The sequence below is a fragment of the Dyadobacter sp. HNCC25DJ185 genome (assembly GCF_056895195.1).
The window spans coordinates 27888-48282 of sequence record NZ_JBXHAR010000014.1 but is presented as its reverse complement, the minus strand read 5'-3'; the positions used below and the strand labels follow the sequence as shown (position 1 = coordinate 48282).

20 protein-coding genes are annotated in these 20395 nt (G+C 44.3%); 12 read left to right on the top strand and 8 right to left on the bottom strand.

Translation table 11 applies throughout. The features are described from left to right. Positions 1-18: 18 nt before the first annotated feature. Positions 19-1722, top strand: coding sequence for a S41 family peptidase (locus AC1XUF_RS29710; RefSeq protein ID WP_483345510.1), 1704 nt, complete (start codon positions 19-21; stop codon positions 1720-1722). Positions 1723-1752: 30 nt separating this feature from the next. After that, positions 1753-2505 (top strand): SDR family NAD(P)-dependent oxidoreductase, encoded by a 753-nt coding sequence (locus tag AC1XUF_RS29705; RefSeq protein WP_483345509.1) that lies wholly within the window; start codon positions 1753-1755, stop codon positions 2503-2505. A 13-nt stretch (positions 2506-2518) separates the two neighbouring features. On the opposite strand, the gene AC1XUF_RS29700 is transcribed toward AC1XUF_RS29705, so the two are convergent. The 3 genes from AC1XUF_RS29700 to AC1XUF_RS29690 form a co-directional block, all read right to left on the bottom strand. After that, complete coding sequence (locus AC1XUF_RS29700) at positions 2519-3199, bottom strand: peptidoglycan DD-metalloendopeptidase family protein (protein ID WP_483345508.1); 681 nt, start codon at positions 3197-3199, stop codon at positions 2519-2521. Between the two features lie 52 nt (positions 3200-3251). Beyond that, positions 3252-5831, bottom strand: a complete 2580-nt coding sequence (locus tag AC1XUF_RS29695) for a zinc-dependent metalloprotease (RefSeq protein WP_483345507.1) — start codon at positions 5829-5831, stop codon at positions 3252-3254. An 84-nt stretch (positions 5832-5915) separates the two neighbouring features. Next, positions 5916-6851, bottom strand: a complete 936-nt coding sequence (locus AC1XUF_RS29690) for a Ppx/GppA phosphatase family protein (protein ID WP_483345506.1) — start codon at positions 6849-6851, stop codon at positions 5916-5918. Positions 6852-7011: 160 nt separating this feature from the next. On the opposite strand from AC1XUF_RS29690, the gene rpsU reads away from it, so the two are divergent. The 6 genes from rpsU (at position 7012) to AC1XUF_RS29660 (ending at position 12972) form a co-directional block, all read left to right on the top strand. Next, positions 7012-7206 carry a 30S ribosomal protein S21 gene (rpsU, locus tag AC1XUF_RS29685; protein WP_026629542.1) on the top strand — a complete coding sequence of 65 codons (195 nt, stop codon included), beginning with the start codon at positions 7012-7014 and terminating at the stop codon, positions 7204-7206. 104 nt (positions 7207-7310) lie between these two features. After that, a complete protein-coding gene (locus AC1XUF_RS29680; RefSeq protein ID WP_483345505.1) occupies positions 7311-8183 on the top strand; it encodes a tyrosine-type recombinase/integrase in 873 nt (290 codons plus the stop codon). A 66-nt stretch (positions 8184-8249) separates the two neighbouring features. Next, a complete protein-coding gene (locus tag AC1XUF_RS29675; protein ID WP_483345504.1) occupies positions 8250-10835 on the top strand; it encodes a phosphoenolpyruvate carboxylase in 2586 nt (861 codons plus the stop codon). Between the two features lie 300 nt (positions 10836-11135). Then, on the top strand, positions 11136-11570 hold the full coding sequence (locus tag AC1XUF_RS29670; RefSeq protein WP_483345503.1) for a MarR family winged helix-turn-helix transcriptional regulator: 435 nt from the start codon (positions 11136-11138) through the stop codon (positions 11568-11570). 223 nt (positions 11571-11793) lie between these two features. Next, complete coding sequence (locus AC1XUF_RS29665; RefSeq protein WP_483345502.1) at positions 11794-12528, top strand: SIMPL domain-containing protein; 735 nt, start codon at positions 11794-11796, stop codon at positions 12526-12528. Between the two features lie 120 nt (positions 12529-12648). After that, positions 12649-12972: a YtxH domain-containing protein gene (locus tag AC1XUF_RS29660; protein WP_483345501.1), complete on the top strand. Its 324-nt coding sequence runs from the start codon at positions 12649-12651 to the stop codon at positions 12970-12972. A 104-nt stretch (positions 12973-13076) separates the two neighbouring features. On the opposite strand, the gene nudK is transcribed toward AC1XUF_RS29660, so the two are convergent. Beyond that, positions 13077-13661: a GDP-mannose pyrophosphatase NudK gene (nudK, locus tag AC1XUF_RS29655; RefSeq protein WP_483345500.1), complete on the bottom strand. Its 585-nt coding sequence runs from the start codon at positions 13659-13661 to the stop codon at positions 13077-13079. A gap of 102 nt (positions 13662-13763) precedes the next feature. Here nudK and AC1XUF_RS29650 point away from each other — a divergent pair, with 102 nt between their 5' ends. Then, the gene (locus AC1XUF_RS29650; RefSeq protein WP_483345499.1) at positions 13764-14267 is read left to right on the top strand and encodes a cupin domain-containing protein; all 504 of its coding nucleotides are present in this window, start codon (positions 13764-13766) and stop codon (positions 14265-14267) included. A gap of 17 nt (positions 14268-14284) precedes the next feature. Here AC1XUF_RS29650 and ggt read toward each other — a convergent pair whose 3' ends face one another. Continuing rightward, positions 14285-16051, bottom strand: coding sequence for a gamma-glutamyltransferase (gene ggt, locus AC1XUF_RS29645; protein ID WP_483345498.1), 1767 nt, complete (start codon positions 16049-16051; stop codon positions 14285-14287). 127 nt (positions 16052-16178) lie between these two features. Here ggt and AC1XUF_RS29640 point away from each other — a divergent pair, with 127 nt between their 5' ends. Next, positions 16179-17420 (top strand): ABC transporter permease, encoded by a 1242-nt coding sequence (locus AC1XUF_RS29640; protein WP_483345497.1) that lies wholly within the window; start codon positions 16179-16181, stop codon positions 17418-17420. A gap of 61 nt (positions 17421-17481) precedes the next feature. Beyond that, positions 17482-17934 carry a hypothetical protein gene (locus tag AC1XUF_RS29635; protein WP_483345496.1) on the top strand — a complete coding sequence of 151 codons (453 nt, stop codon included), beginning with the start codon at positions 17482-17484 and terminating at the stop codon, positions 17932-17934. 6 nt (positions 17935-17940) lie between these two features. Here the strand turns inward: AC1XUF_RS29635 and AC1XUF_RS29630 are convergent, their stop codons facing one another. Together AC1XUF_RS29630 and AC1XUF_RS29625 are read right to left on the bottom strand one after the other, a co-directional pair. After that, complete coding sequence (locus AC1XUF_RS29630) at positions 17941-18273, bottom strand: translation initiation factor (RefSeq protein WP_483345495.1); 333 nt, start codon at positions 18271-18273, stop codon at positions 17941-17943. 30 nt (positions 18274-18303) lie between these two features. After that, on the bottom strand, positions 18304-19176 hold the full coding sequence (locus AC1XUF_RS29625; RefSeq protein ID WP_483345494.1) for a diacylglycerol/lipid kinase family protein: 873 nt from the start codon (positions 19174-19176) through the stop codon (positions 18304-18306). A 221-nt stretch (positions 19177-19397) separates the two neighbouring features. Between AC1XUF_RS29625 and AC1XUF_RS29620 the strand changes: the two genes are divergently transcribed. Beyond that, positions 19398-19832 (top strand): YybH family protein, encoded by a 435-nt coding sequence (locus AC1XUF_RS29620; RefSeq protein ID WP_483345493.1) that lies wholly within the window; start codon positions 19398-19400, stop codon positions 19830-19832. Between the two features lie 50 nt (positions 19833-19882). Here the strand turns inward: AC1XUF_RS29620 and AC1XUF_RS29615 are convergent, their stop codons facing one another. Then, on the bottom strand, positions 19883-20371 hold the full coding sequence (locus tag AC1XUF_RS29615; protein ID WP_483345492.1) for a lipocalin-like domain-containing protein: 489 nt from the start codon (positions 20369-20371) through the stop codon (positions 19883-19885). Positions 20372-20395: the final 24 nt, after the last annotated feature.

The window sequence follows — 20395 nt, the reverse complement described above, 5'->3', positions numbered from 1 at the left end:
TTTCAAAAACTCACCGGCATGAATCCAGAAAAATCCAACACCCCGATTCATAATTCAAAATCAATCGTTCGCTTACCCATCATCATTGGTATAACGCTAGCTGCCGGCGTTCTCCTGGGAAGTACTTTTTTCAGCGGCGGGCGTAAACTCTCGGATGTCGCCAAGGGGTATGCGAAATACCGTGAGGTTCTTATGCTGGTAGAAAACAATTATGTTGATTCTGTAAATACGGATGAGCTCGTGGATTTTTCTATCTCAAAAATGCTGGAAAAACTGGATCCACATACAGCCTATTTCAATGCAGAGGAGGCAACCGCAGCACGTTCGCAATTGGAATCCGGATTCGATGGCATTGGAGTGGAATTTAACATCTATAATGATACAGTATATGTGGTAACCCCATTAAGCGGGGGGCCGTCCGAAACGGTTGGTATTCAAAGCGGGGACCGTATTATTTCTGTGAATAAAGAAAATCTGTCAGGGCCGGGAGTTACCAATGCACAGGTTTACAAATTATTGAGAGGAAAGAGAGGTACGAAAGTCGATCTCTCAATTGAAAGAGTTGGTATGAAAGGGCCAATGAACTATTCGGTAGTTCGCGATCGTATCCCCACTTACTCCGTGGACGCCGCTTATATGGTTGATCAGGAAATCGGGTATATCAAGGTCAGCCGTTTTTCCGAAACTACTTTTGATGAATTTAAGTCTGCCCTGAAAACCTTGAAAGCAAATGGTCTTAAAAACCTTATACTGGACCTGCGTGGGAATCCGGGGGGGTATATGGAGCGCGCAACCAGCATGGCCGATGAGTTTATTGCAGGCGATAAGTTGTTGGTTTATACCGAAGGTAAAGACAGCCGTTTTGATAGAAAAACACGTTCGCATGTGGATGGTTTGTTTGAGCAGGGCCCGTTGATCGTACTTGTAGATGAGGGAAGTGCATCTGCTTCTGAAATTTTGGCCGGCGCATTGCAGGACCACGACAGGGCGCTTGTTGTAGGAAGAAGGTCATATGGTAAAGGGCTGGTACAAATGCCAATCAAGCTGGCCGATGGCTCGGAACTTCGTTTGACTATTTCCAGATATTATACACCTAGCGGCAGAAGCATTCAAAAACCCTATGAAATGGGAAAAGGAGAAGATTACAGCCTTGATCTCTCACACCGTTACGAAAGTGGGGAATTGTTCAATGCGGATAGTATCAAATTTGACAAAAGCAAAGTTTACAAAACGGATGGCGGTCGGATCGTTTATGGCGGCGGCGGTATTACGCCCGATATTTTTGTTCCAAAGGATACCCTGTTGAACAGCAAGTATTTATTTGAATTGTATTCTAAAAACATCATCAGGGAATACGCATTGCGCTACGCAAACGAGAATCAGAAAAAGCTTGAAAAACAATCATTCAAAGAATTTCTCAATTCTTTTCAGATTTCTGATGCAATGCTGTCAGATCTTGTAAAAGACGCTTCAAAAGCGGGGATCAAGCCGAATGAAAAAGAATTAAATCACTCGAAATCTGTTATAACTTCTCAAACCAAAGCCATTATTGGCAGATATGTATGGGGAAGGAAGCAAAAGAGCGGGCTTAACAACGAAGTCTTCCAGATTCTCAATCCGACGGATAATGTGTATGTCCAGGCGGTACAACTTTTCAGCCAGGCAGCGCAGCTTGAAAAAGGCAAATTCAGCAGCCTGAATATCCCTAAGAACAAAAATTAGTTTTGCGTCCCTAGTAACAAATCAAGTATAATGTCCCGAATTGCATTGATTACCGGAGCAACATCCGGAATAGGAAAGGCCACGGCAGAATTGTTTGCCAGTGAAGGAATCAATCTCGTTATATGTGGCCGACGGCAAGACAGACTGGATGAAATAGCCCGGGAATTGTCTTCAAAAGTGCAGGTAAAAACACTTATTTTCGATGTTCGCGATAAAGGCGCAGTATTGGCCATGATAGGTTCTCTGCCAGATGATTGGAAAAATATCGATATCCTGGTTAATAATGCCGGTAATGCGCACGGCCTCGGCTCGCTGGATGAAGGTGATACAGATGATTGGGACGCGATGATCGATGGAAATGTGAAGGGCTTGCTTTATGTCTCAAAAGCGGTAATACCATTGCTTTTGGAGCGTGGAAAAGGGCATATAGTGAATATCAGTTCGATAGCAGGAAAGCAAACATATGTTAATGGAGCGGTATATTGTGCATCCAAAGCCGCTGTCGAAGTGATTAGCGAAGGAATGCGGCTCGAACTGACGCAGCATGGAATTAAGGTTACCAATGTTGCTCCAGGCGCAGTAGAAACAGAATTTTCCCTGGTGAGATTTAAAGGCGACGAAAGCCGGGCAGAAAAAGTGTATCAGGGTTTTGACCCCTTACAGGCCGGCGATATCGCTGACGCGATTCTCTATGCTGTCAATGCGCCGGATAGGGTTACGATTGCGGATATCACCATATTGGCTGGTGCCCAGTCGGCTGCAACTACAATTCATCGGAAGTAGCAAACCAGCGGCTTCAGCCATTCTCCGGAATTCTTAAGATGAGATTGGGATCGGGGCAAATGGAGAGATAATATTCCCGGTCTAAAACGCTGCATACTCCCGGGAAATCCCCCGAATAGTCTCCCATATCACTGATCACCTGGAAATGAAGGTGGGGCGGCCAATCCCCGTTTTCGGGATATGGGCCGATAGAAGCAAAATGCTGCCCGGCTTCGAAATATTTGTCTTTGTACAAACCATTAAGGGAAGTCAGCGATAAATGTCCATAGAGCGTGAAAAACGCAGTCCCTTCCCATTCATGCCGTAGTACAATCGTCGGTCCGTAATCGCCATCCTGGTTGTTAAATGCGAAACTATGAACAGTGGCTTCAAAAGGGGCATAAACAGGCTCACCGGCCTCTGCCCAAATATCGGTACCCAAGTGAATGTTTCTCGGATTTTCAGAATCCATTGTAAAGTGTTTACGTTGCCGATAGATGATACGGTTTTCGTTAAAACCGCCAACGCCTATAAACTCACCCCGAGATAACATTTCCTTAAAAATATAATCTGAAAATTCCCGGGTACCTGATAAATCCAGGGCCTGGAGTTCGGCATTGTTTTCCGTAAAGTCGAGTTTCCTGAAAGGCTTTTTATTTCTGATAACCATTTCAAAATCGGCCCGACGAGAAAGTATTTTTTCAAGTCTAGTCATTTTTTATGAAAGATTGCCAGGCTTTCGGGCCTGGCAATCCATTGGTTTATGATTATTTTGGATCCAGGGCCATTTTGATTCTTTGCAAAACATCCTGAAGATGGTACCTGGTAATTTTGTCGCCAGGTTTAGCAACCGCACTTTGTATTGTTGTTTTCAGGGCTTCCAAATGAGCCCGTGCAACAGAAGGCAGGTCGGTTTTCTCCAGTTCTACAACACGCGTCGAGAAACCATAGGTAATACCCACTGGAATAGACTGAACATTGGCTTTGCCTGGTTTCAATAAGTCGATCAGCTTCTCTACGTAAACCTTCTGTAGATTTCTGCGATACAAGTCAATGGAAGTTCCTGCTTTCGCTTCCGACCAGATACCGCTTTCGAGGTCGGTGAAAAGATCGTCCAGCGTGAAGTTTTTGGCAGAAGTACCTGTTTCCATCAGCCTGACGGCCCGGTCACCAGCGAAAAGGGCTGTGAGCGCATACTCCTGCAGTGCTTTGATAGCCTCAACACCCGTTTCCGGTTTTATTTTATTCAGAATGCTCTGGTCAAGAAGCCAAACAGGGGTTTTGAACAACTGACTATTCAAGAAAGCGACTGCGTCCTTTTGGGTTGTTTTCGGTACAACTGTAAAAGTGGGACCGTCCATATCGTAGGTGGTAGGCGTGTCGTAAATACCTCCTACATTTTTGATCACATGGCCGAGGTAACGGCGGTACTGACTTACTACATTGGCATAAATTTCATCGAGCTCCTTATAGCTTTCCCCATCTTCTTTACTCCATTCGATCAGGTTGGGAAGGATTCGCTTGAGATTTTTTATCCCATATTCGGAAGCTTTCATCGCATTGTCGCTCAGATCTTCCGTTTGATAACGCGGGTCGTAGGGGCTGATCTCAGTCCCGAAATGCAGCCGATTATTTTTATATGCCTCTTTCGTCATCGCATTGAGCAATGCTTTCTCGGCAGCGACATCCTTTGAGTCGGGAAAGTTGCTGTAACCCCATTGAATGGCCCATTTATCATAATCGCCGATTCTTGGAAACAGATTGGTAATGCCGTCTTCTGGTTGGGCTACATAATTAAAACGGGCATAATCCATAATAGAAGAGGTATGGCCATGCTCGTCAACCCAGGCCTTATCGCGCAACTTTTCAACTGGTGTTGCCGAGCTGGCGCCCATGTTGTGGCGTAAGCCGAGCGTGTGGCCGATTTCGTGCGAAGAGACGAAGCGCACTAACTGGCCCATCAATTCGTCATCAAATTTCTTTTTACGGGCGTTCGGATCAACGGCTGCTGCCTGGATAATGTACCAGTTCCGCAACAAGCGCATCACATTGTGGTACCACCCAATGTGGCTTTCCAGAATTTCACCGCTCCGGGGATCATGTACATTGGGACCGTAAGCATTTTGAATATCTGCGGCAAAATAGCGGATCACGGAATAGCGGGCATCTTCCAGGCTCATAGTCGTATCTTTTTCGGGCCAGTACTCGCCGCGAATGGCGTTTTTCCAGCCAGCCTTTTCAAATGCAACCTGCCAGTCGTCTACACCTGCTTTCAGGTATTTGCGCCATTTTTCAGGAGTCGCCGGGTCAATGTAGTACACGATCGGCTTTTTGGGCTCAATGAGTTCCCCGTTTTTCTGTCGCTTTGCGTCTTCTGCATTTTTGGGTTCCAGCCGCCATCTTACGGCGAAAACTTCTGTATCGGATCTTTGAGATTCCTCTCCGAATGTGGCATACTGATTTGCAAAAAATCCGACGCGGCTGTCAAAAATTCTCTTGCGCATGGGGCTCTTCGGTAGCAGGATCAGCGAGGTGTTCATCTCCAGCGTAACAACACCCGCATCGAGACCGGCAGGCAGGTACTGCCCAATGCTCGGTACCGGAGTGGTCGTAAGCAATTGCGGCGTAACGGTGAATGTCTTTACAGTCCTTATTTCTGTGTTAATGGGGTATGTCCGGATTTTTTCAATGTAGGAGGCCTCTTTTTTGAAAGCATTCAGTTTCAACAATTGTTTGCTGATCGAGCTGAGTGAAAAGACCTGGTTGTCTGAATTGAAAAATTCGGTTACATCGATTACGGAAGATTTTGCACCAGGATCTTTTTTAACCGCCTTGATATCAAAAACACCTATGATAGGATCGGAGTTGGAATTTTTCACCGCCTGAAAAATCGGTTTGGTACTGTCCGGGCTTGTAACGACCACAGTTACAGAGCGAAGCAGCAGGTTATCGTCCAACCCTTTTTCCCAGCGGATCATTTGCCTGTTAACCTCTTCTCCTCCAAAAATCCCGCCGCCCGCGGCCGTCTTTGAGTAGCGTGTTACCGCCATAATATCTCGGTCTATTAAAGAATCCGGGATTTCAAAATACCATTTGTCGTCTATTTTATGAATGGAGATCATCCCTTTCTGACTCACAGCACTGGTATCAATGAGGTCCTTAAAAGCCTTTGGACCTTTCTTTTTGTCGTCTTTCAGCTTGTCTTTCACTGCGGAAGCAACTGCGTCAACGGCCTTTTCAATTTTTACATCTTCCTGTTTGTCTTTCTTTTTTTTCTTTTGGGCCTGAACCCCGGACACATACACCAACGCCAGTCCCGTTAGAAGAAGGTAGCGGAATAATCTCATAAAGCTTATTTAGTTGTTAAGAATGGATAAAACTTTGAACCCGGATAGAGAATAACTTTGGGGTAATTTAATAAATAAAAGAAATCATCGGGTGAGCAATTCGGCCAGCACACCCTCTTTCAAAGCATACCTGGAAACCTGTATCTTGCCGATCCCATAAGTTTTGAGCACATAATCGATCAGGCACACGGCCACAACGATCATATCGACCCGTAACTCGATCATTCCCGGAATAAGCAATCTGTCATTATGGTTACCAGACAAAACAAGCTCATAAACCCTGTAGAACTCGTTGATTGTAATGTTAAAATCGGTCTGGTTTTTGGGAGGCCAGCTATTTTCCCTGAAATGGAAATCCACATCGATCAAGGTATCGAACGTGCCGGACGAGCCTACAAGCTTGTCAGGTGCGTATTGGTGAATTGCATTTGCAAGCGGGATCAGATTTTCTTCAAAATGATTGTAAAGGCTTTTTCGATCGGTTTGAGAAAGGGGGTCGTTGCGCATAAACTTTTCCATAAGTCGCTGGCCGCCCATTTCAAAACTTTGCTTCCAGAAGATCTGAGATTTGTTACCAATGATAAATTCGACACTTCCGCCGCCAATATCCATGATCAGCGAAGTAGAATCACCAATATCCGCGCCGGCTCTCACTCCTTTATAAATGTATTCGGCTTCGCGATTTCCGTCGATTATGCTGATTTGAATGCCAGTTTTTTCAAGAATTGTCGAACAGAAGTCGCGCTGATTATCTGCGTTACGGATTGCACTCGTCCCGAAAGCAAAGGTATTTTCCGGCCTGACGTCATATTCGTCCAGTTTTTCCCGGTAATGGAATAGAACGGTCAATGCTCTTTCAAATGCCTCGGGAGTGATGATTTTCCGGTTAATCCCACCGAGCCCTATTCTCGCAGGCCGGCTTTCATGAAAGACATTTGTAAAACCATTCCCGGATTTTTCAACGATCAGCAGATGAAAAGTATTTGTTCCTAAATCAATAATACCCAGTCGCGAGCTCATAACGGGCCGTTTAATCTGCTAATGTTGTCCTGTTCAATGCAATGATTACAAAAATAACCTAATTTTAATGACTTATTTCTTGATTTTCTGTTTGATATGGCTTTTCTTTGCAGTCCGATTTTCAGAGAACCAATTCAAAAGAACATTATATTTTATAAGCATGCTTATTATCAATATTAAAGACAACGAATCGATTGACCGCGCTCTTAAGCGTTACAAGAAAAAATTTGAAAGAACTGGCACCATGCGTCAGCTTCGTGCCCGTACTGCTTTCGAAAAACCATCTGTTAGACGTCGTTTCGAAGTTTTGCGTGCCGTTTACAAGGAAAAAACTTATGGTCATTTAGAAGACTAGTTCTCCGGAATGGTTTTCTGAAAGATTCTACAGGATTATTATATCTTTAATGATAGGAAAAGAGCTGTCTTGCGTTGGACAGCTCTTTTTTGTATGTTACCCTTATGATAGCATCATTCCTGGATTTTTTGAAATTTGAGAAACGCGCCAGTGTACACACGGTAAAATCTTATGAAACGGATTTGGATCAGTTTCATAAATATCTTCTGTTCCAATATGAATGTGCCACACCCGAAGCCGCTCAATCGCCCATGCTTCGTTCCTGGGTGGTGAGCCTCATGGAAGAAGGCCTTAATCCCACGTCAATTAATCGCAAAATTGCTTCATTAAAAGCATATTATGGTTTTTTAAGACGTAGAAATCATATCTCTAAGGATCCGACCAAAATTCTGTTTGCCCTGAAAACCCGCAAAAAGCTTCCCGCTTTTGTGGAGGAAAAGTCAATGGAAATGCTTTTTGACGAAGCAACATTTGCGGAAGACTTTGAAGGTCTGCGCGACCGTGTCATTCTGGAGCTTTTGTACGGCACGGGTATCCGGTTGGCGGAACTTATCGACCTGCAGACATTAAGCCTGGATTTACCTGGGCGGACGATAAGGGTTTTTGGAAAACGGGCAAAGGAGCGAATCGTACCTATTTCTTCATCACTGGCCGAACTTCTAAAAAAATATCTGGAACAGAGGGCGCCTGTGGATGATACGAAAAGCCTGCTTATAACCGATTCAGGGAAAGCAGCTTATCCTGTTTTTATTCAGCGAGTGGTAAAAAAATACCTTTCCGCTGTGACGACGCTTTCTCAAAAGAGCCCGCACGTCCTGCGACACACCTATGCTACCCATTTGCTGAACCGCGGGGCAGACCTGAACGCCATTAAAGAACTTTTAGGCCATGCTAACCTGGCAGCTACCCAGATTTATACCCACAACTCGATCGAAAAGCTTAAAAAAACACATCAGCAAGCGCATCCAAAGGCCTGAAAGCCGGTTTTTAGGAGTATATTTGCCCTATATGCAAATTCCCAAATATAATTTCGTCGCTCCCATATGAATAATAGTTTCCAGGACGCAGTTGTAACGAAGTACAATATTTTCAATAGCCTTTTTCTGAGCTTGCCCTACCGTGGGATTTTTCAGACTGGTTCGTTACTTCCCATACTTACGCAGCAAAGCGAGATAGGATTTCAGGAGGGGAAATCCCCCAAGGAAATCATTGAGCATTTTTTTTCGGAGCTTCTGGAAACAGCGTCACCCAAAGAGAGGACCGATTTGCTTTTCGCATTTATCCAGTATATCGAAAGACAGGTGGTTTTATTTGATTCTGTAGAAGATGCAGCTTTTGATCAAACGCACGACCTGACAGGAAAGGGTTCTGTAAGCTATTTGACAGACCGATTGGATAATGACGAGCTTAAAAAGAAGCTGCTGGCAAAACTAGAAGACTATAGCGTGCGGATTGTGCTTACCGCGCATCCGACACAATTTTATTCCGGAAAAGTTTTGGGGATCATCAACGATCTTGAAGATGCCATTAAGGAAAATGATTTCACCGAGGTAAACCAGCTGCTACTTCAACTCGGTAAGACAGCTTTTATCAACCATGAGAAACCTACGCCTTTCGATGAGGCAGTCAGTTTGTGCTGGTTTCTTGAAAATGTCTATTATGACGCTATTCCTGCTATTATGGAAAAGCTCATCAATGGTTTGGGGATGAGCGTTCATGACTGGCCGTACCCCAATGTTTTCAGGCTAGGCTTCTGGCCGGGAGGTGATCGCGACGGGAACCCATTTGTAAATCCTGAAATCACCTTGCAGGTCGCATCAAGGCTGAGAGAAACGCTTTTAAGAGGGTACTACCGGGATATCAGGACTTTAAAACGTCGGTTAACTTTCAAAGGTGTTGATGAAGCGGTGTCTCTGGCCGAGAAGAAAATGAACAGTACTATTTTCGGCCCCTTTGAAGAAGGTTACGCCAACGCGCAGGAACTCATTGATGAGTTTTTAAAGGCGAGGGAGGTACTGGTTAGCAAGCATCAGGGCCTTTTTGTTGAGTTGCTGGACAATTTCATTCTCAAACTTAATCTTTTTGGTTTCTTTTTCGCGAGCCTAGATGTGCGCCAGGATAGCCGTAAGCATGCCAAGGCGTGGGAGGACATTCTCAAAAGGCTTGAGAAAAAGATTCCTTTGCTGAAATACAGCGACTATGAGAGTTGGGACGAAACAAAAAAAATAGAATTACTCCTGTCGCTTAACATACCATTGCGTGATGAGGATTATGAAGATGAACTTACCAAGGATATACTGGGCTCGATAAGAGCAATAAAGACAATTCAGGCTAAGAATGGAGAAAAGGGCGCGCACCGTTATGTGATCAGTAACAACACTTCTGCCTTAAATGTAATGCAGGTAGTAGCACTTGCTAAAAATCTCATTGCAGACGAAGACGGCAAGCTTGCCCTGGACGTAGTTCCGCTTTTTGAAACCGTAGACGACCTTGCCAATGCGCCGGACATCATGCGCTCGTTGTATGAGAACGACTTTTACCGGGCGCATTTACAGAACAGGGAAAATCATCAGACAATCATGGTAGGTTTCTCCGACGGCACAAAGGACGGAGGTTACCTGCGTGCCAACTGGTCTATTTACAGAGCTAAGGAGGAACTGACGAAAGTGTCACGGGAGCTGGGTATCAAAGTGACATTTTTCGACGGTCGCGGAGGCCCTCCTGCACGTGGGGGAGGAAACAACCACAACTTTTATTCTTCACTTGGTAATGATATCGAGGATAAGGAAATTCAGCTTACCGTTCAGGGCCAGACGATCAGTTCTAATTATGGAACGGTTACCACTGCTATGTATAACCTGGAAAGGCTGTTTTCCGCAGGCCTGGAAAATCACCTGTTCAGGGGAAATAGAGTTGAGGATGAGTTGAGCGAAGAGGATAAGATCTTAATTGAAGATATGGCTGCAGCCGCATACGACTCCTATCTGGATCTTAAAAACCACCCCAAATTTGTAAAATATCTTGATAAAAAGACACCATTGCGTTTCTATGGGCAAACCAATATAGGCAGTCGCCCTACTAAACGGGGCAATGCCGATGAGGGTCTGAAGTTTGAAGATCTGCGCGCAATACCCTTTGTAGGATCCTGGGCTCAAATGAAGCAGAATGTTCCCGGATTTTACGGCTTTGGGTCAGCGATCCGGCAAATGGCTGACAATGGAAAGCTCGAAGACATTAAACAGCTTTATAAAAGGTCACTTTTCTTTCGGACATTGATAGAAAACTCTATGCAGTCGCTGTCCAAGGCTTTCTTTCCTGCAACCAAATATTTGCGTGACGACGAAGATTATAGGGAATTCTGGGACAAAATGTACGAGGAATTTTTGCTGACGCGTGATATGTTGCTGGAAGTTTCAGGCCAACGGGAGCTGCTCGATAGCAATAATGTAACTAAAGTGTCTATTAAGACACGGGAGAGAATCGTATTGCCGTTGATTACGATTCAGCAATATGCTTTACAGATGCTGGCCATGGATCCCCAAAGTCTCCCTGTAGATGTTGAAACGTATAATCAGCTCATTGTAAGAGCCATGTTTGGAATCATCAATGCGGCAAGAAATTCGGCATAACTTTTAAATGAATATACTTGGCACCGGTAAGTAGCTTGCCGGTGCTTTTTCATTTCAAAAAACCGGTAGGGTGGCGCGGAAGCTGGATTTTGCCTTACCTCTGAAGTAATTCTATCAAAACCCAGATCATTCTGACGGTGGATTCTCGCGTTCCGCCAAATTAAGGGGGTGTAGAGCGTGAATTGTAGTGAAACTGGCGGTCAAAAAACGGGGAGAAGTTTTGCTGCAATTATTAGTAGACGAATAGTTGGACAGCCTTATACTATGAATACGCATTAGTGAAACTTCAACGTACTCCCCATGACACATCATTCGGATCATCGTGCCTATTTTTTTAAAATAGACACGACCATTAAAAAGATTCGCAACGCCCTCCAAAAACAATTAACAGAAGCTGGCTTTGATCTGACAGTAGATCAATGGGTACTTATCGACCATATTTTCAGAAAGCAGGGAATTAGCCAGAATGAGCTGGCGGAAATGACTTTTAAAGATCCTCCTACGGTTACCCGTATTATTGACCTCCTCGAAAAAAAAGGATTGGTAGAGCGAGGGGCTGCTGCTGGCGATCGCAGGAAATTTAATTTGTTTCTTACCCAGTCCGGGGAAAATACCTATAATCAGGCTTTCCCAATTGTGGCAGATATTCGTAGAAAAGGCTGGGGAAGCCTCAATGATTCAGATTATCAGCATTTTGTGAGAATTATGGATTCTATCTACCAGAATTTTACCTGAAAGCAGAAGTATTCGGAGTGTAAGTGGAAGGTTGACAGCAACTTATGTCGGCCTTCTATTTTTTTGTCCCAAAATCAAAAAAGATTGCACTAATGGTTTTAGCCCAATAGCGGTCATATCTTAAACCTTTGGCATATTTTTCAATCTAAATCTCCGTTGACCAATGAGCCCTGTATTTTGGTCAACAATTACATTTAACTCATTTTTTAAATTGAATGAAGCCATGAAAAAGGTTATTCTATTAAGTCTTATGCTCTCCACTTCTGTTATGCCATCAGCGTTTTCACAGGTAAAATATGAACAGCAAATTCAGGTGCCCAGAATTGAAGTTGCGGGAACTGCCGAAATGGAAATCGTTCCCGACGAAATCTATTTCAGCATTTCGCTCAGGGAATATTTTGAAGATGAAAAGAACCAGAAGGACAAAGTCGTGATCAGTACGCTTGAAAAACAGCTGATCAAGGCGGTTACAGATGCAGGGTTGACCAAAGAAGCATTGTCTGTCAGCTCCTTAGGGGGATATCAAAATTATTCTGATAAAAAGAAGAAGCCAGCAACATTTCTGGAAAGCAAACAATACGAGCTGAAAGTGAATAGTCCGGAAAAGTTGGACGTCATTATGTCCAAGATAGAAAGTCGTGGTGTGCAGTATGCAAATGTAGCCAGGGTCGATCACTCTAAGAAAGAAGAATTTAAAAAGCAAGTCAAGATTGACGCTTTGAAAGCAGCGAAAGAAAAGGCAGAATATCTGGTCGCTTCTCTGGGCGAAAAATTGGGGAAAGTATTGGAAATAAAAGAACTAGATGAAAATCTATATTTCCCTCAGCCTGTTTATGCAAAAGCAAATATGCGCACATTTGCCCAGGCAGAATCTGCTGACGCTGTGACTGAAAGCGATATCCAGTACCAAAAAATCAAAATTACCTATCGCATGCAGGCGGCTTTCGAAATCAAGTAAACCAGTGAGCTAGACGGTTTGATTCCGGCACAATTTTTTAAAAGGAATGCCGGAATCATTTCTTTTTTAAAAGAAATTGAATTTTCCTAAATTTAATATCAAACTAAGTAACTGGAAATCATGGGCATCAATTCAAAACATTTGGCCACATTTATTCTGGGCGCAGCGGCCGGAGTGGCAGCACATAAGTACCTTCAGACTGAAGAAGGAGAAAAGCTTCTGGAAGATCTGAAGACAAAGGCGAACAACCTGAAGGCAGATGCAGAAGGAGCTTTAGACAAGGCACCGGAATATTTTGAAGAGCTCAAAGCAAAAAGTGCAGAAACGCTTAAAAGCAACTTTCCGGATGCTGAGGCATTTTTCAAAGATTTGTATGCAAAATTTGTCGGAAGCAAGACTTCGGCCGAACCAACCACGGACATTTCGCCAGATCCTATTTCGTAAGATATTGTTTTGTATCATCCTCGGCGCAACTGTGAGACGTTTCCGGATAAGAGCCGCGTATTTATTGGCTGCGCCAGGGATGATGTAGATTTGCTGCCATTATTTTACCCAAGCAACTTATTTAATTGGGCATACTGGATCAGCATAATCGTTTTTGCATCTTTTATTTCCCCGTTAGCAATCATCTCTCCGGCTTCTTTAAACGGGATCTCAATCACTTCAATATTTTCCTGTTCCGTCTCACAACCACCTCCAGCGCTCACCTTCATTTCGTCAGAATATTCCGCTACAAAAAAGTATAGAATTTCCGTCACGGATCCTGGTGACATGTAAGCTTCGAATATTTTTTTAACAGATTTGATCTGGTAGCCGGTTTCTTCTTCTGTTTCTCTCCTGATGCAGTCCTCGGCATTATCTTTATCTAATAAGCCCGCGCAAGCTTCGATGAGCATTCCATTTGGATTTCCATTGGTGTAGGTTGGTAACCTGAATTGCCTGGTTAGTACAACTGTTTGTTTTTCAATATTGTAGAGCAATATCGTAGCTCCGTTTCCACGGTCATACGCCTCCCGGCTCTGACGTTCCCAGCTGCCATCGGCACGCTGATAGTCGTAAGTATATTTTCTTAAAGTATACCAGTTATCGGATAGGACTTCCTCATTGACCAGCTTAACGCCCTCATTTCTCATTTGACTAATTTTGATTATTTTAGATTGTTTTTGATCAAAATTAGTCATTTTTTCTGTTTTTCAAATAGAACTTGGTTATTGGTCAACCAAAAAACTGAAACCATGAAATCAGCAGCCTATTGGACAGAAAAATACGATTTGCAACCGCATCCTGAAGGGGGTTATTATTCAGAAACTTACCGAGCTTCTGAATTAATAAGTCATGATCTGTTGCCAGACAGGTTCAATGGTGACAGATCGTTTTCCACAGGGATCTATTTCTTGCTGGAGAGACAGCACTTTTCGGCATTCCATAGAATAAGGTCCGACGAAATGTGGCACTTTTACGCCGGAGAGGCTTTGGACATTTTCGTAATTAACCCCGGGGACGGCGAATTGAAGGTGATCAGGCTGGGGTCAGATCCTGAGAACAACGAAACCTTTCAGGCTGTTGTACCTGCCGGTGCCTGGTTTGGATCAAGGCCTGCAGAAGGAAGCAGCTATTCCCTGGTGGGTTGTACAGTTGCCCCAGGATTTGATTTTGCCGATTTTGAGATGGCCAACAGGGAAGAACTAACGAGTCTGTTCCCGCAGCATGAAGCTTTGATTAAGGAATTGACACACTGATCAGGCCCAGCGTGCAGTTAATATCCGAGGCTCGTGTCGTCTCCCCGAGGATCTGAGCCGCCTTCGAGAGAACCGTCGGGAAGTACCAGGATGCAGTCCATTCGGCCAATAGTATTTCTCTGCTGTTCAAGAACATAGCCCTTGTCCACTAACTTCTTGATCGTACTTGCCGAGAATGCATTTTCTTCAAAGGTAGTTTTGTCGGGCAGCCATTGATGGTGAAATTTCAACGCATTTACAGCTTGCTGCATCGTCATTTCATGTTCCAGCACATTCAGAATTGTTTGATAAACCGATGTAATTATGGTTGAACCGCCTGGTGTTCCTACTACCATGAACAATTTGCCGTTTTTTTCAATGATAGTAGGTGTCATGGAGGAAAGCATGCGCTTTCCGGGCGCTATGGCATTGGCTTTGTTTCCGATGAGGCCGTACATGTTCGGCGCACCTGCTTTGATGCTGAAATCGTCCATTTCATTGTTCATTAAAAACCCGCCGCCTTTAATCACCACCCGGCTGCCATAGCCTCCGTTCAGTGTGGTGGTCAACGAAACGGCATTTCCTTCTTTATCGACAATCGAAAAATGGGTTGTCTCCAGGCTTTCATAACCCGGAAAAGTGCCTCCTTTTACATTCTTGCTGTCGGTAGCTTTATTCCAGTCAAAGTCTTTCCAGCGGGTTTGCAGGTAATCCCTGCTGACCAATGTTTCTTTCGGAACCTTTACAAAATCCGGATCGCCTAGAAATTTTGCCCGGTCGGCATACACGCGTCTTTCGGCTTCAATCATCACCTGGACTGTGGAGTCGCTATGCCAGCCCCAGTTTCGAAGCGGGTGCGGTTCGGTAAGGCGCATGAGTTGGATTAACGCGATTCCGCCGCTTGAAGGGGGAGCCATTGTGATCACTGTGTAATCTTTGTAAGGTTCGGTAATCGTTTCTCTCCATTGGGCGTGATAATCCCTAAGATCCTTTTTACTAATTATTCCTTCATTGTTTCTATTAATATCTTTAACCAGTTGCCGTGCCGTTTTTCCTGCGTAAAAACCATCACGTCCCTTTTTCTGGATGCGCACAAGTACCTTTCCCAAATCTTTCTGAACCAGCAAATCCCCGGCAGCCCAATCCTTTCCTGATGGGTTCAGGAAATATTTGGATTTTGGGTTGAGTGTAATCAGATCCTTTTTTACTGCGTTTAAACCTCTTGCTTCCCTTTCAGTGAGGATTACCCCATTTTGAGCCAGGTTTATCGCGGGTTGAAGTACCTGTTTCCAGGGTAGCCTGCCGTATTTGGTATGGGCTTCGACCATACCGTCCACAGAGCCTGGAACCCCAGAAGCCAGACGTCCAAGCGTGCTGGCCCCCGCGATGATATTTCCATCCTTGTTCAGGTACATATCGGCATGCCCTTTTGCCGGGGCCTTTTCCCGAAAATCGATGCTATTGGTTTTTCCCGTTTGATCACGGTATAACAGAAACCCCCCTCCTCCGATATTTCCCGCAGAGGGATGGACTACTGCCAGCGCAAACTGTACTGCAACAGCGGCATCTACCGCATTTCCTCCTGCTTGGAGAATCTCAATCCCTACTTTCGACGCCTCGGGGTGAGCCGTCGCTACAATCCCGTTTTTTGCCAAAACCCCGGAGCGATCGCTGAAAAAAGGCTTTTGATTTGGATCGTCAGACTCAAACTGATAAAAGCCTTTGGATTCTTTTACAGGATTTTGTCCTGCTAAAAACCCAGGAAAAAATGCGGCAAAAAAGAGAAATACTTGGCGCAATGACATACAGGAGAGCTCTCGTTAAGTTTGTAATTTATTAAATCGAACCGTTTTTCTTGCCTTTCGTAACAATTTATTTCAAAGCAAGGGACTTAACTGCTAACTTTTAGATTCTATTGTCCCGAAGGTGCTTATGAAATTTTTACGTCAAATTCTGGAGAGCTTCCGGTTTGCATGGCAAGCATTGAAATCCAATATTACCCGGACCATACTTTCTTTACTGGGAGTTACCGTCGGCATTTTTGCGATTGTGGCTGTATTCACCATTGTAGATTCCCTTGAACGCAGTATCAAGGACAGCCTGAGTTTTATTGGCGATAAAGTGATCTATGTTCAAAAATGGCCTTGGGGATTCGGCGGGGAATACCAATGGTGGAAATACTTTCAATGGCCGGAACCCACTTATGCCGAATATAAATTTCTGTACGACAATCTGGAAAATGCAAGTGCTGTTGCAGTGATGGATTTCAAAGGCAATACAACCCTGAAAAACGGTTCGAACAGCATCACGGCCCAGATCCAGGGTGTTTCTTTTGAATACAATCAAATCTCTGACATTCCTATTCAAACTGGCCGGTACTTTATTCCTTTGGAAACAAATAATGCCAGGAATGTAGCGGTTGTAGGTTCTGATATTGCTGAAGCGTTATTTCCGGGCCGGGACCCTGTTGGGAAAACATTCAAATTGGCGGGGAATAACTTTACAATTATAGGAGTGAGAGAAAAGAAGGGCGAAAGTTTAATCGATTTCGGAGGCAGCCCTGATAAAAATTGCCTCATACCATTTTCATCATTTTCCAAGCTCTTCCAATCAGGGCGGCGAAGCGCTGATATTGTTGTAAAAGGCTTCGCGGAAGATGAAGGAATGAAAGAAGTGGAAGCCGAAATTACCGGGCTTATGCGTACGAAAAGAGGAATTAAACCAAAACAGGAAAGTAACTTCTCGCTGAACAGGCCTGAAGCTGCTGCGGATGCCATTGCCGGCCTTTTTGCAGTCTTAACCGTTGCGGGTTGGGTGATCGGCAGCTTTTCAATTCTGGTCGGGGGCTTTGGGATTGCAAATATTATGTTTGTTTCTGTAAAAGAGCGAACAAACCTGATTGGTATACAGAAATCTCTGGGAGCAAAAAATTATTCGATTCTCTTTCAGTTCCTCTTCGAAGCAGTTATGCTTAGTCTCGTCGGAGGAGTGGTAGGCATATTTTTGGTGTACCTGATGTCGTTCATGTCACTTGGGTCGCTCGAAATATTATTGACTCCGGGAAACATCCTGCTGGGCTTGGGGGTTTCCAGTGTGATTGGGGTACTTTCCGGGATCATTCCGGCCATGCTGGCAGCCAGAATGGATCCTGTCATCGCAATACGGGCGAAATAGTAGGAAAAATGAAACGCTTTTGCGAAGTTCGTTGATCATATAAACCATTGAAAATACTGCTATGCGTAAATGGGTCATCTTTGCTATTTTTCTGGCAATCGTATTTGGAATCCTGTATTATTTGACGTTTGGCTATTACAGTGAAGGAAAACGGGGAGGCTTTGTTACAAAGCTGAGCAATAAGGGATATCTGTTCAAAACTTATGAAGGAGAACTGAGAATGGGTGGTCTCTATGATGGAGACGGCACCATGAGCTCTTCTGAGTGGGTTTTTTCAGTGAGTGGAAAAAACAAGGATGCCATCGCCAAACTGGAAGACGCTATTAAAAGCGGACACCGGGTTTCGCTCACTTATGAAGAGAAGTTTTTTACATTACCCTGGAATGGCGATACCAAATATTTCGTGACTAATGTAGAGGTACTTGAGAGCGGCCGCGGCAATACGCAATTGAACCAGCCTGCGCCTGCACCGCCAGTAGAACCGACCACCATTGATACAAATAAGGTTCTCTAAGCCGGACTAACCTCCGGCTTTTTTTGCTTTATAACTCTTTGAAACCAGCCAGCCGATTACCTTATCTCTGTGGTCGCCCTGAATCTGGACTTCCTGATCTTTCACGGTACCTCCACTCCCGCAAAGCGATTTAAGGAGCTTTCCCAATGCCTCCAGATCGGTTTGTTTTCCGATAAATCCTTTGACGACGGTGATCACCTTTCCTCCGCCTTTTCGGTCAAGCCAGATCCTCAAATCCTGTTGAGAAGGAGACAAAGTTTCTATGTCGTCGTCCGAATCGTTGAATTCAAAATCCGGATTAGTCGAATAAATGATTCCTGAGCGGTTATTTTTTGACATACATATAAATTAATGTGCTCATGAAAAATTTCAGATGATTATTTTAAGACTTTGTGGTCTGATTTTCACTTCAATCTTGGTTGTGTCCAATTGCAATGGTTCCCCGTCATAATGGATCATAGGCGGCGTTTCGGTTTCCACAACGGCTTTTCGCACACTTTGATAGCTGATAAACTTCGACGATTTCATTTGCCGTGTAAATAACTGATATGCTAAAGAAGCACCATACCACTTGGGAAACGGCTTGATTGTGCAAACATCCAGAAAACCATCCTGAAGACTTGCGGTGGGAGCTATCCAGGCATTGTTTCCAAATTGTCCGGCATTTGCAAAAGAAAGAGAAAATGCATTGGTATCCAGACCATTGAGCCGGAAATGCTGCGGTTTGTAGGCCCAGTAGGATTTGAAGGACACGTTGACATAGCTGGCAAGTCCCCGCTCGCTTTGCTGGCTGAACAAATGGCCCACATAAGCATCGAAACCCATTCCGGCCGTACAGAAAAAAGGAATGTCATTCAACTCGGCGCTGTCGATGGTCGTGACGGCTCCGTCAAACAGTCTTTTTAAAGAACTTTCAAGTGTCAACGGAATCCCTAGGTGCCTGGCAAGCCCATTTCCTGAACCCAATGGCAGAATGCCAACAGGTGTATTAGATCCTACAAGAGGCCTGGCTATTTCGTTAACAGTCCCGTCGCCACCTACAGCGACAACGGCTTTCCAATTTTCCTTCGAAAGATTCTCGGTTACCAGGGTTGTTGCGTGACCAGGCTCTTCTGTAAAAAGAATCGTGGCCCGGTTGCCCGTTTTTCTTGCAAAGGATTCGATTGTATTTTCAACAATCGTCATCTTTTTCCCAATTGTCGTACCGGAATTCGGGTTTAAAATAAATAAATACGGATTCACGGTCAGGCAAAAAGTAGGAATAAAATCAGCAGGAAAACAATAATGAATAAATAATAGAGGCCGTCTATAAAAGGGTATTTCTGCCTGTCCATCTTCTTGAAAAGACTATCTAACTTGCCCATGGCTGTTTCTGACTCTGATTTCTATGAATATTAGTCCGGTTCACGCGATTCTTTGATTATATTGGAATCCGCAAAACTTTACAAAAATCCATAAAAATTATGAGAAACTGGCTTTTTGCCATATTACTGCTAGCGCTGGCGTTGGTCGGCAAAGCACAATCCGCCAAGGATAAAGAACAAATCCTGGCTACTCTCGACCGGCAAGTCGCTGATTGGAACAGAGGGGATATCAAATCTTTTATGAATGGCTATTGGGAATCTGATTCGCTAATGTTTGTGGGGAAGACCGGAGTTACCTATGGCTACCAATCAACTTACAAAGGGTATCTGAAACGCTATCCTGACAGGGCAGCGATGGGTAAACTGAAGTTCACGTTTATCAACTTTACCTTTCCCGGACCCGGTGTAGCTTTTTTGGTGGGTAAATTTCATCTGACGAGACCTGTGAAGGGAGATTTGGAAGGTCATTACACTTTGCTCTGGAAAAAAATCAAGGGTAAGTGGGTCATCATTTGCGATCATACCAGCGGATAAAAATGAAAGCAGCCAGGGCATTGCCCCGGCTGCTTTCATTTTCTGAATATCTAAACTTTTTTGAACAGCAGAACTGCATTTACCGCAGGTTTGGTGGCGTCTGTATTGGTATTAACGACTACAGTAAGATCCGTTGCGGTTTGCGTCATTTTGAACTCCTGGCTAGTGGTTCCTTTGGACAATACGAGTTTATCTCCGTTTACTTTCCATTTGGCGTCGGAGCCTACGGGAACAAACGGGTCAATTGCAGAAACAGCGGCACTGCAATCAGCAGTAGTGATACTATTGTCCGATTTGAAAGTGATTTTAAGACTGAATAAGCAAGGAACGGAGGCAGTGATAAATTGGAGCGCGGGAATGGTGGTACCAGAAGTCTCTGGAGTGATAGAAGTCAGCTGCCAGGTCCCAACTATAGGATTATTGTCTGGTGTAACAGGATCCGGATCTTTTTTGTCATCCTTACAGCCGACAATGGTAAAAGCTGTTAAGAAGAAAGCAAGTAAGGCGGTCTTGCCAAGGACAGGATTAATCTTCATCATCGAGGTAATAGTTGATTAGTTTAC

Coding starts and splice junctions, on each gene's coding strand:
- AC1XUF_RS29690 (WP_483345506.1), bottom strand. CDS start 6,851: ATGAGCTCGCGACTGGGTATTATTGATTTAGGAACAAATACTTTTCAT.
- AC1XUF_RS29675 (WP_483345504.1), top strand. CDS start 8,250: ATGAATAATAGTTTCCAGGACGCAGTTGTAACGAAGTACAATATTTTC.
- AC1XUF_RS29700 (WP_483345508.1), bottom strand. CDS start 3,199: ATGACTAGACTTGAAAAAATACTTTCTCGTCGGGCCGATTTTGAAATG.
- nudK (WP_483345500.1), bottom strand. CDS start 13,661: ATGAGAAATGAGGGCGTTAAGCTGGTCAATGAGGAAGTCCTATCCGAT.
- AC1XUF_RS29635 (WP_483345496.1), top strand. CDS start 17,482: ATGCGTAAATGGGTCATCTTTGCTATTTTTCTGGCAATCGTATTTGGA.
- AC1XUF_RS29705 (WP_483345509.1), top strand. CDS start 1,753: ATGTCCCGAATTGCATTGATTACCGGAGCAACATCCGGAATAGGAAAG.
- AC1XUF_RS29670 (WP_483345503.1), top strand. CDS start 11,136: ATGACACATCATTCGGATCATCGTGCCTATTTTTTTAAAATAGACACG.
- rpsU (WP_026629542.1), top strand. CDS start 7,012: ATGCTTATTATCAATATTAAAGACAACGAATCGATTGACCGCGCTCTT.
- AC1XUF_RS29620 (WP_483345493.1), top strand. CDS start 19,398: ATGAGAAACTGGCTTTTTGCCATATTACTGCTAGCGCTGGCGTTGGTC.
- AC1XUF_RS29695 (WP_483345507.1), bottom strand. CDS start 5,831: ATGAGATTATTCCGCTACCTTCTTCTAACGGGACTGGCGTTGGTGTAT.
- AC1XUF_RS29650 (WP_483345499.1), top strand. CDS start 13,764: ATGAAATCAGCAGCCTATTGGACAGAAAAATACGATTTGCAACCGCAT.
- AC1XUF_RS29640 (WP_483345497.1), top strand. CDS start 16,179: ATGAAATTTTTACGTCAAATTCTGGAGAGCTTCCGGTTTGCATGGCAA.
- AC1XUF_RS29665 (WP_483345502.1), top strand. CDS start 11,794: ATGAAAAAGGTTATTCTATTAAGTCTTATGCTCTCCACTTCTGTTATG.
- AC1XUF_RS29680 (WP_483345505.1), top strand. CDS start 7,311: ATGATAGCATCATTCCTGGATTTTTTGAAATTTGAGAAACGCGCCAGT.
- ggt (WP_483345498.1), bottom strand. CDS start 16,051: ATGTCATTGCGCCAAGTATTTCTCTTTTTTGCCGCATTTTTTCCTGGG.
- AC1XUF_RS29710 (WP_483345510.1), top strand. CDS start 19: ATGAATCCAGAAAAATCCAACACCCCGATTCATAATTCAAAATCAATC.
- AC1XUF_RS29615 (WP_483345492.1), bottom strand. CDS start 20,371: ATGATGAAGATTAATCCTGTCCTTGGCAAGACCGCCTTACTTGCTTTC.
- AC1XUF_RS29660 (WP_483345501.1), top strand. CDS start 12,649: ATGGGCATCAATTCAAAACATTTGGCCACATTTATTCTGGGCGCAGCG.
- AC1XUF_RS29630 (WP_483345495.1), bottom strand. CDS start 18,273: ATGTCAAAAAATAACCGCTCAGGAATCATTTATTCGACTAATCCGGAT.